The organism is uncultured Methylobacterium sp. (assembly GCF_964251405.1).
Taxonomy (GTDB): Bacteria; Pseudomonadota; Alphaproteobacteria; order Rhizobiales; family Beijerinckiaceae; genus Methylobacterium.
In genome coordinates this window covers 1-10,092 of sequence record NZ_CAXUJR010000065.1, presented here as the reverse complement: position 1 = coordinate 10,092, position 10,092 = coordinate 1, and the positions used below count along the sequence as shown (strand labels likewise).

The 10,092-nt window shown below is 69.8% G+C and carries 7 protein-coding genes; 6 read left to right on the top strand and 1 reads right to left on the bottom strand.

Annotation, left to right across the window (positions count from 1 at the left end):
- The coding region (locus ACFE7U_RS12395; RefSeq protein WP_375410033.1) for a 4Fe-4S binding protein at positions 1–1,268 on the top strand (1,268 nt) is incomplete at its 5' end.
- A gap of 50 nt (positions 1,269–1,318) precedes the next feature.
- Here the strand turns inward: ACFE7U_RS12395 and ACFE7U_RS12390 are convergent.
- Entirely contained in the window at positions 1,319–2,662 is a 1,344-nt protein-coding gene (locus ACFE7U_RS12390) for a c-type cytochrome (protein WP_375410032.1), read from the bottom strand.
- Between the two features lie 443 nt (positions 2,663–3,105).
- Between ACFE7U_RS12390 and ACFE7U_RS12385 the strand changes: the two genes are divergently transcribed.
- The 5 genes from ACFE7U_RS12385 to ACFE7U_RS12365 form a co-directional block, all read left to right on the top strand.
- Positions 3,106–4,257: a molybdopterin-binding protein gene (locus tag ACFE7U_RS12385; RefSeq protein WP_375410031.1), complete on the top strand. Its 1,152-nt coding sequence runs from the start codon at positions 3,106–3,108 to the stop codon at positions 4,255–4,257.
- Positions 4,254–6,245 (top strand): molybdopterin biosynthesis protein, encoded by a 1,992-nt coding sequence (locus ACFE7U_RS12380; protein ID WP_375410030.1) that lies wholly within the window; start codon positions 4,254–4,256, stop codon positions 6,243–6,245. The genes ACFE7U_RS12385 and ACFE7U_RS12380 overlap by 4 nt, the downstream gene beginning before the upstream one ends.
- A gap of 14 nt (positions 6,246–6,259) precedes the next feature.
- Positions 6,260–6,826 carry a molybdopterin-guanine dinucleotide biosynthesis protein B gene (gene mobB, locus ACFE7U_RS12375; protein WP_375410044.1) on the top strand — a complete coding sequence of 189 codons (567 nt, stop codon included), beginning with the start codon at positions 6,260–6,262 and terminating at the stop codon, positions 6,824–6,826.
- Positions 6,810–8,063, top strand: coding sequence for a gephyrin-like molybdotransferase Glp (gene glp / locus ACFE7U_RS12370; protein WP_375410029.1), 1,254 nt, complete (start codon positions 6,810–6,812; stop codon positions 8,061–8,063). The genes mobB and glp overlap by 17 nt, the downstream gene beginning before the upstream one ends.
- 198 nt (positions 8,064–8,261) lie before the next feature.
- A partial coding sequence (locus tag ACFE7U_RS12365) for a putative bifunctional diguanylate cyclase/phosphodiesterase (protein ID WP_375410028.1) occupies positions 8,262–10,092 on the top strand: 1,831 nt, incomplete at its 3' end.

The following is a 10,092-nucleotide window of genomic DNA, read 5'->3' as shown; positions in this document are numbered from 1 at the left end:
CTTTCGAGAAGAGCCGCTTCGTCGACTTCCACGCCGACCTCTGCGCCCATTCCCGGTCGCGCATCACCGGCTGTACCCGCTGCCTCGACGTCTGCCCCACCGGCGCCATCACGCCGGCCGGCGATCACGTCGCGATCGACCCCTATATCTGCGCCGGCTGCGGGTCCTGCGCGTCGGTCTGCCCCACCGGGGCCGCGTCCTACGCCCTGCCCCATGCCGATGCGCTGATGCGGCGGCTGCGCACGCTGATGAGCGCCTATCGTGCCGCGGGTGGGCGCGACGGCGTGGTGCTGTTCCACGATGACGAGCACGGCATGCCGCTCATCCAGGCGCTGGCCCGCTACGGCGATGGCCTGCCCGCCAATGTCCTGCCCGTGGCCGTGAACGAGCTGACGCAGATCGGTCCAGAGGCCGTCGCCGCACTCTTCGCCTACGGTGCCGTCGGTGTCCGCCTTCTGGTGCGGGACAGGCCCCGGCATGACATCGAGACGGTGCGTCGCCTCGTCGCCCTCACCGACACCGTCGTGCAGGCGCTCGGCTACGGTTCGGAAGCCGGGGGTGCAGTGGTCTCGCTCATCGAGACGGACGACCCCGACATCCTATCCGCCGCACTCAAGGCCGCCGACCTCGGCACGCCCGCGCCCGTGCCGGCCGCCTTCATGCCCGTCGGGCCGAAGCGCAACGTGCTTCAGTTCGCGTTCCGCGAGCTCCACGTGGCCGCACCCGCACCGGTCGCCGTCGTGGCGCTGGCGGCCGGCGCGCCGTTCGGCGGCCTCGACATCGACGTCGAGGGCTGCACGCTCTGCCTCTCCTGCGTCAGCGCCTGCCCGACCCATGCGTTGAGCGACAGCCAGGATCGCCCGCTCCTCGCCTTCGACGAGAACCTCTGCGTCCAGTGCGGTCTCTGCGCCGCAACCTGCCCGGAGCGAGTCATCAGCCTGAAGCCGCAGATCGACTTCGTGGCCTGGAGTGCGCCTCGGCGCATCGTCAAGGAGGAGGAGCCATTCGCGTGCGTGGCCTGCGCCAAGCCCTTCGGTACGCGCAGCACCATCGAGCGGGTCATCGCCAAGCTGCGCGACAAGCACTGGATGTTCGCCGGGAGCGCCGGCGAGGAGCGGGTCCGCTCCCTCATGATGTGCGAGAATTGCCGCGTCGAAGCCGCCACCATGACCGGCTTCGACCCTCATGCGGGGCCGGAGCGGGCGAACCCCCGCACCACCGAGGATTACCTGCGCGAGCGGGCGACCCGCGCGGATCCGTTGGGTTGACGACGGCTCGCGGACGGTAACGACGCCCGGAGAGGCCGGCGGAAGCCGCCTCAGTTCCGGCGCGTCGCCCGTTCCAGGAATTGGACCAGGGCCTCGCGGTCATCCTTATCTCGGATCGTCTGTTCCGGCATCTTGGTGCCGGGCGTGTAGCGCGACGGGCCGACCTCGAAGAGTTCGGCGATGGTGCGGGCATCCCAGACGATGTCGAGGCGCTTCAAGGGTTCCGAGAACCGGTAGTCGGGGGCGCTGGCGATGCGCCGGCCGAAGATGCCGCTCAAGGTCGGTCCGGCGCGGGGACCTTCGTCGGGCGACAGGGTGTGGCAGGCGACGCAGGCACGAAAAACCTCGGCGCCGCGATCCCCCTTGAAGGCCGCGAGTGCGTCGGCCGGGCGCCCCATGGCGAGGGCGCCGATCGGCTCGCCGTTGGCGGCATTCCAGCGCCGAACGAGGCGGTCGCCGCCGCCGGTGAGGAGTTCGTTGCCGACCGGACGGAAAGCCAGCGACCAGACCGGCAGGCCGGGACCGACGAGGTGGAACAGGATCCTGGCATCCGCCCTTGCGATCATCGCCACGGTTCCCGCCACCGTCGCCGCGGCGATCCGGGTTCCGTCCGGCGAGAGTGCCACGGCGATCACGGGATTCGGCGGCAGTTCGGCCGTGGCCCGCACGTCTCCATCGGGCCTGAGGATGCGCACGACGCTGTCGGCGCCCGCCGTCATGATCTCGCCGTCGCTTGCCACGGCCAGCGTGTTCAACGGCGCGCCGAGCGTCAGCACGTGAGGCGGCGCATCGCCGGAGAGGGGCCAGATCCGAAGGGTGCCGTCGTAGCCCGCCGAGATCACGCGGCCGTCGGCGAGATAAGCCACCGCATTGACGTTGCCGGTATGCCCTCTGAGCGTACGCACCGCCCCGCCGCCCAGCGGCCGGACACGGACGGTGCCGTCCCATGAGGCCGAGGCGAGCATCGCGCCGTCCGGGGACAGGGCGAGCCCGGCGACCGGTCCCTGATGGTCGGCGAAGACCATGATCGGCTCCGGTGCTCCCATCTGCCACAGGGCGATGCGGCCGTCCTCGCCGCCGGTGAGGAAGCGCCCGGATCCGGCGGCCGCCACGGCGTTCACCGCTCCGTCGTGGACCCGTAGCACGCGCAGCGCCGCCCCGGTTTCCAGCGCCCATAGGATCGCCGACTGGTCGAAGCTCCCGGAGATCGCGAGGCCGCCATCCGGTTCGACCGCGATGGATCGCACCGGGCCGCCATGGCCATGGAGCTGTGCCAACGCCGGCCGGTCACACGCGATGCAGAGGAGCAAAGCGGCCAGGACCGTCGATCCGAGCCGAACCAAGCCTTTGGTGAGTGGCCGTCCGGCCGACGGGCGCTGGATCGTGCTGAGCATGCCCAACGCGTTTAGCTGGTCCCAACCGGTCCTGTCTTCCGCGGAGCTTCGGACGAAATGTCCCGCCCATGCCTGGCGCCCGGCGAAAGACGCCGGGTCCGTTACGGCGCTGCCGCGACCACAAGCCCTGCCGTTTCCCGGATTGGTCGCGCAGGGCCTTCTCGGCTTCCTCGCGCAGATCGGCGAAGTCGCAGCCGAACGGGACGGGCAATGCGACACGCATCTCGGGGTCACTCGCCGACACGAGAGTGACGATCGACCGCTTACGGCTGAAGCCGTGGACGAGGGAGACCACGGTGACGTGGTCTGTTGACGGTTCGGCTTGGCGGGCCTCCTGCATGACCGGTGATCCACGAGACCGGCCTGGCGAGCGAGACGGAACCGAAGGGCGGTCGCGCTCCGAGGCTTGATCGACCGGCCGGTTTGGCTCAACGCTCCCGGTCATGTGGACGAATGACGAGCCCTCGTCGGTGGCGGGCCTGCCGCGCCTTGCCTCCGGCGCCCTGATGGCGCTCGCGGAGGCGCGCGGGCGCCTGGCCGCCGGCGTGATGCCGGTCGCCCCGATCAGCCTCGGCCTGGGCGAGGCGGTCGGCGGGATGCTGGCCGGCGACGTCGTCGCGATGGCCGACCTGCCCGCTCGTACCCTCGCCTTGCGGGACGGCTGGGCCGTTGCCGCCGAAGCGGTCGCCGGGGCATCGCCCTACGCGCCGATCCTGCTCGCATCTCAACCCGTCTGGGTCGAGGCCGGCGACGACCTGCCGCCGGGGACCGATGCGGTTCTGGGCCAGGAAGCGATCCCCGACCCGGAGGCGCCCCCCGGCCGCATCCGCGTGGTCGAGGAGGCTCCCGCGACCGAGGGGACGCGGGGCGCCGGCGCCGATCTGTCCCGTGGGCAGAACATGGCCGCCGCGGGCACGCGGCTGGCTCCCTCCCGGATCCTGGGGCTGGCTGCCTGTGGCATCGCGCGCGTCGATGTTCGGCGGCCGATGGTTCGGCTCGTCGCGACCGGTCCCGCCGGCGCCGCCGTCTGCGCCGCCCTGGCCGCGTTCATCGCGGCCGACGGCGGCATCGCGGTGCAGACCCGTCAGCCCGGCCGTCATGCCGATGCCGTAGCCGAGGCGATCCTCGGTTCGCCGGCCGATGCGGTGTTCGTCATCGGGGGCACCGGGTTCGGCCGAACGGATGTCAGTGCCGCCGCACTGACCCTGGCGGGGACCGTGACCGCTCACGGCGTCGCCCTGCGCCCCGGAGAGACCGCAGGGTTTGGCACCGCCGGAGGCCGTCCCGTTCTCCTCGTGCCCGGCCGCCCCGATGCCGCCCTCGCCAGCTACCTGACCCTCGGCCGCCCGCTGCTAGGCGCCCTGGCGGGAACCCGTGCTACGGATCGGCGCATCGCGCCGCTCCTGCGCAAGATCGTCTCGACCTTGGGGATGAGCGAACTTGTCTTCGTGCAGTGTCGGCCGGAGGGGATCGAGCCCCTCGGGAGTGCCGAGATTCCGCTGCATCGCTTGGCACTGGCCGATGCCGCGGTTCTGGTCCCGCCGGAGCGAGAGGGCTATGTCGAGGGCACGTCGGTCGAGATCATCCCATTGTGACGCGAGCCCAACCTTCAGAACCCGACGATGAATTCGCGGCCCGCCTTGCCGCGGCCTCGCGCCAGGAGCAGTTTCTGGACGTCCTGTCGCGGGATGCCGCTCTGGCGCGCTTCCAGGCCGAGATCCCGCATGCCCGGCTCGGCCCGGAGATCGTTCCGCTCGCGCTGGCCCGCGGCCGCGTCCTCGCCGAAGACATCGCCTCCCCCATCGACGTGCCGCCCTTCGACCGGGCTCTCGTCGACGGCTTTGCCGTCCGCGCCGCCGATACCAGGGGCGCCAGCGAGGCCGAACCGCGCCGTCTCGTGCTCAATCGCGAGATCCTGAGCTGCGGCACAGCGCCGACGGGCGGGGTCGGGTCCGGCACCGCCACGCCGATCGCCACCGGAGGCATGCTTCCGCGCGGTGCCGACGCCGTCGTCATGATCGAGGTTACCGAGTTCAGGGGCGGCGCCGCCGAGATGGCGATCGACGTCGCCAGATCTGCCGCGCCGGGGCAGTTCGTCGGCTATGCCGGGGCCGACATGGCCCGTGGCGAGACGGTTCTGCGAGCCCGCACTGTCGTCACCGCCCGCGAGATCGGGATGCTCGCCGCTTGCGGTCTCGCCGAGATCGCGGTCGTGCGCCGACCGCGCGTCGGCGTCATCTCCACCGGTGACGAACTGTCGGCGCCGGGCGATGTCCTGCCCGCCGCCGGCATCTATGATTCGAACGGTGCCATCGTCGCGGCGTCCGTCACGGAGAATGGCGGCGAGGCCATCCCCTTCGGGATCGTTCCCGACGATGCGGACGCGCTCGAGGCGGCGATCCGGAGCGCTCTCGCGGACTGCGACCTCGTCGTCCTGTCGGGCGGCACGTCGAAGGGGGCCGGCGACGTCTCGCACCGTATCCTGTCGCGGCTGGGGCCGCCGGGAGTCCTGGTCCATGGGGTCGCGCTCAAGCCCGGCAAGCCGCTCTGCCTTGCCAAGTCCGAGGGCAAGGCGATCGTGGTGCTGCCCGGCTTTCCGACCTCGGCGATGTTCACCTTCCACGAGTTCGTGGTGCCGCTGGTCCGTGCCCTGGCGGGATTGCCGCCCCGGGACGAAGCCAGCATCGAGGCGCTGCTACCGCAGCGCCTATCGTCCGAACTCGGCCGGATGGAGTTCGTCATGGCCGCCCTGTCGCAAGGGCCGGACGGGGCCGTGGCGGTCCCGTTGCCCAAGGGCTCCGGCTCCGTCACCGCCTTCTCGCAGGCCGATGGCTTCTTCGCTGTCCCCGCCGAGCGTTCCGGCTTGGAGGCGGGCGAGCGCGTGCGCCTGACCCGCCTCGGCACGGCAGTACGGCCGCCCGATCTCACCATCGTCGGCAGCCATTGCCTCGGGCTCGACCGCGTGGTCGGGCGCCTCGCCGAACGAGGTCTTCATTCGCGCACGGTCTGGGTCGGCTCCTCGGGGGGGCTCGCCGCGTTGGAGCGGGGCGAATGCGACCTTGCCGCGCTCCACCTCCTCGATCCACAGACGGAGACCTACAACGCGCCGTTCCTGCGTCCGGGCTTCGTGCTGGCACCCGGCTGGCGCCGGCTCCAGGGCGTCGTGTTCCGCCGTGGCGATGCCCGCTTTGCAGGCCTGGACGCTGCGGCGGCGATCGATAACCTGCGAACGGACTCGGACGTCGTGATGGTCAATCGCAACACCGGCTCCGGCACCCGCATGCTCGTCGACCGGCTGCTTGCCGGTTCCCGGCCGCCCGGCTTCTGGAACCAGCCGCGCTCGCACAATGCCGTCGCGGCGGCGGTCGCACAGGGGCGTGCCGATTGGGGGATCGCCATCGCCACCGTCGCGGAGATCTACGGGCTCGATTTCCTGCCGTTGACGGAGGAGCATTACGACTTCGCCTACGCGGAGACGAACAGGTCGAGGCCCGCCCTGGCGGCCTTCCTCACCGTTCTCGCCGAGCCCGACATTCGCGCCGCCCTGACGGCCCTCGGCATGGTCCCGGGCGGGAATCGGTGATGGGGCAAGAGGACATGCGCATTATCGGCCTCGCCGGCTGGAGCGGGGCCGGCAAGACGACCCTTCTGACGAAGCTGATCCCCGAGTTGCGGCGGCGGTCCTTGAGGGTGGCGACGCTGAAGCACGCGCACCATGCCTTCGACGTCGACCAGCCCGGCAAGGATTCCTACCTTCACCGCCAAGCCGGTGCCTCGGAGGTGATCGTCTCGTCGAGCCGTCGCTGGGTGCAGATCCACGAGGTCGGCGACGACAGGGAAGCGACGCTCGCGGACCTCCTGCGGCGTGTGAGCCGTTGCGACCTCATCGTCGTCGAAGGCTTCAAGCGCGAAGCCCACCCCAAGCTCGAAGTGTTTCGCGATGGCAATGGCCGTCCGCCCCTGCATCCGGACGATCCGCGCATCGTCGCGGTCGCGAGCGACCGCCCATTTCCGGGAGCGGGCGTGCCCGTCATGCCGCTCGACGGGATCGAGGCTGTCGCCGACGCCGTCATCCGCCTGTCGGAGCCTATCGCGGCGGTCCTGGCGAGGCTGGAACGTCAACGGTCGGATCAACATAGGTGCGATCATGGCCCAGCTCACTGACGACTGCTTCGCCTTCGGCGGCCCGCTGCTGTCGATCGACGCCGCCGTGGCGCTGATGTGGGAGCGCCTGCCCGTGCTCGCCGGCATCGAGACCGTGCCGCTCATCGATGCTGACGGACGCATTTCCGCCGCCGACGTCACCGCCGGGATCGATCTGCCGCCCTTCGACAACTCGGCGGTCGACGGCTACGCCCTCTGCCATGCCGACCTGACGGTCGATGCGGAGACTGTTTTGCCGGTGACCGACCGTATCGCCGCTGGCACGCGTGTGGACGGCATGAGCGTCGCAGGCGGCGCCGCGCGGATCTTCACCGGGGCGGCGTTGCCGGTGGGAGCCGACACGGTCTTCATGCAGGAAGACGTTCGTCGCGATGGGGACCGGATCGTCCTTCCACCGGGGCTCAAGCGCGGCGCGAACCGGCGCCTCGCCGGCGAGGATATCGGCAGGGGGGGGGTCGTCATCTCCGCGGGCCGTCGCTTGCGGCCTCAGGATCTCGCACTGGCGGCCGCGGTGGGGCACGCCTCGCTGGCCGTGCGCCGGCGTCTGCGCGTCGCCGTCTTCTCCACCGGTGACGAACTCACCGAACCGGGAACCGCTCTTCGCGCCGGCGCGATCTACGATTCAAACCGGGTCATGCTCGTGACGCTCCTGCGCCGCCTCGGCGTCGAGGTGAGAGACCTCGGCCTCCTGCGCGACGATCCGGGCGTGCTGAAGCAGCGCCTGTCGGCCGCGGCGGGCGATCACGACCTCATCCTGACCTCCGGCGGCGTCTCCACCGGAGAGGAGGACCACGTCAAGGCGGCGGTGGAGGCGGTCGGGCGCCTGATGTTCTGGCGGCTCGGGATCAAGCCCGGGCGGCCCGTCGCCATGGGTATGATCGCTGGCACGCCCTTCGTCGGGCTGCCGGGAAACCCGGTGGCGGTCTACGTGACCCTGCTCTTCGTCGTGCGGCCTCTCCTCGCCCGACTCGGTGGTGCCGAGTACAGCCCGCCGATCGGCGTCCCCGCCCGCGCGTCCTTCGCTTACGGAAAGAAGGCGGGCCGGCGCGAGTTCGTTCGGGTGAACCTGACGCATGGCGCCGACGGCGTCCTAGAAGCGACGAAGTATCCCAAGGACGGCGCCGGCACGCTCACGTCTCTTACGGGAAGCGACGGTCTCGCCCAGATCGAGGAAGCGCGCATCCATCTCGCCAACGGGGAGACCGTCGATGTTTTTCCTCACGGACTCCTGTTCTAAGCGTTTCGACGCCTCGTCCGAAGACGCCAATATCGTTTCCGATAAAAGAAATTGCGAGTTCAGTATCGTCATTGATCGTAACGAATTGGCTTCGGCGCGCGACCATATAGGGCGCCGGTGAGGCTTAAATGATTCTTCAGGGGGCCATGCTGTTTTGAAGATGTGGACGAGACATCGAACAGGCGGACCGGCGCTCACATGGCGATGCGTGACGAGCAGATTTGCGCGATCGATGCCGAGGTGCTGCGCCTTCGTGTGCTGACGGATTCCATCGTCGACGGCTTGGCGATCGTCTCCGCCGGCGGCCTCATCGTCGAAGCGAACCTGAGGCTCGGTGAGCTCGTGGGTCAGGACGCCCGCTCGCTTGCCGGTCGACGGCTGGACAGCCTCGTGTCCGAGGGTCATCAGGCCGCCCTCGACGCACTTGTCGCCGCCGAGGAGCAGACGGATGCGATCGAGGTCGGGCTGGCCGGTCCGCATGCCGTGAGTGCCGAGGTCCATGTGCGCCGGGCCGAACTCGCCGCCGGCCCGGTCAGCATCGTGACATTCCACGACCTTCGTGCGCGCCGTTCCGCGGAGGAGAAGATCGGCCGCCGCGCCCGTCATGACCCACTGACGGGACTGCGCAACCGTCTCGGCCTCGACCAGGCGCTCGCGGCGGAACAGACCCGAGCCGAACGCTACGGTGCGAATTTCGCCGTCCTCTGCCTCGACCTCGACGGCTTCAAGGCGATCAACGACAGCCACGGTCATGCCGCCGGGGATGAAGCCCTTCGCGTGGTCGCCCGTCGTCTGGAAGAAGTCACGCGCGAGACCGACCTGGTCTTCCGCCTGGGGGGCGACGAGTTCCTGATTCTTCAGGCCTACACGACGGAACCGCACCAATCGAGCCGGCTCGCTGAACGCCTCTTGGAGGCTGTCGGGCGCCCGTTCTTCGTCGGCGACGTGCCCGTCAACCTCGGTGTCAGCATCGGCATCGCGCATTTCCCGAGCCACGGCCGCGTGACGGAGGAACTGCTACACAACGCCGACGCAGCGCTCTACAAGGCCAAGCGCGAGGGCAAGAACACCCATCGGTTCTTCGATCCCTCGCTCGACCAGTCCCTTCAGCATCGGCGCGCGATCGAAGCCGAGCTGATGCATGCCATCGACCGCGGCGAACTCGAACTGGTCTACGACCCGGAACTGGAGGCCGCGTCCGGCGCCGTGGTCGGATTCGGTGTCCGCCTGTCCTGGAACAGTTCGCGCCTCGGGACCGTGCCTCCCTCCGTCTTCCTGCCGATCGCCGAGCATGCCGGCCTGATGACGGCACTAGGTGAATGGTCCATCCACGAGGCCTGCCGGCAGGCCGCGACCTGGACCCGCCCGCTCGCGATCGCCGTCGCGGTCTCGCTGTTCCAGCTCAAGAGCAGCGACATGGCCGTGACCGTGGCTCAGGCCCTCAAGGTATCGGGCCTGGCCCCTGCACGCCTACGGATCGATGTCAGCGAGGCGGCCCTGGTCCAGGGCGGCAAGATCGTGAGCGAGACGCTGGCTAAACTCGGATCGCTGGAGGTCCGGCTGGGCCTCGAAGAGTTCGGCTCCGGAGCCTCCTCGATCGCGATACTGGACGGGGGAACCTTCAACCTCGTCAAGCTTGCCGTGTCCTTCGCGGAGGACGACGGGAGCTTGGCGCGTCGCCGGCTGGCCATCGTCGCCGCCTGCCGGGTTTTCGGTGTGCCCGTTGGCGCGACCGAAGTCGCCTCGCCCGCCATGCGCGATCGGCTCGTCGATGCGGGCGTCGCAATCATCCAGGGTGACGTCGTCAGTCCGCCGGGTGCCATCGCCAGGTTCGCGCCCTTCGTCGGCACGACGTCGCCGGCCCTGCGCAAGACCGGCGATGCGCGCGCCCTCGACGACCTGCGCGATCTTCTGAACCCCTTCCATCCAGAGCTGATCCCCGTCCTCATCGTCGACGACAGCGACATCGTCGGTGAAACCCTCTCGGCGATGCTGAAGGCGTTCGGCTTCACGGATGTGCGATGCGCGA

Excerpts from the sequence above, each read along its gene's own strand:
- ACFE7U_RS12390 (WP_375410032.1), bottom strand. The coding sequence starts at position 2,662 with ATGCTCAGCACGATCCAGCGCCCGTCGGCCGGACGGCCACTCACCAAA.
- ACFE7U_RS12385 (WP_375410031.1), top strand. The coding sequence starts at position 3,106 with ATGTGGACGAATGACGAGCCCTCGTCGGTGGCGGGCCTGCCGCGCCTT.
- mobB (WP_375410044.1), top strand. The coding sequence starts at position 6,260 with ATGCGCATTATCGGCCTCGCCGGCTGGAGCGGGGCCGGCAAGACGACC.
- glp (WP_375410029.1), top strand. The coding sequence starts at position 6,810 with ATGGCCCAGCTCACTGACGACTGCTTCGCCTTCGGCGGCCCGCTGCTG.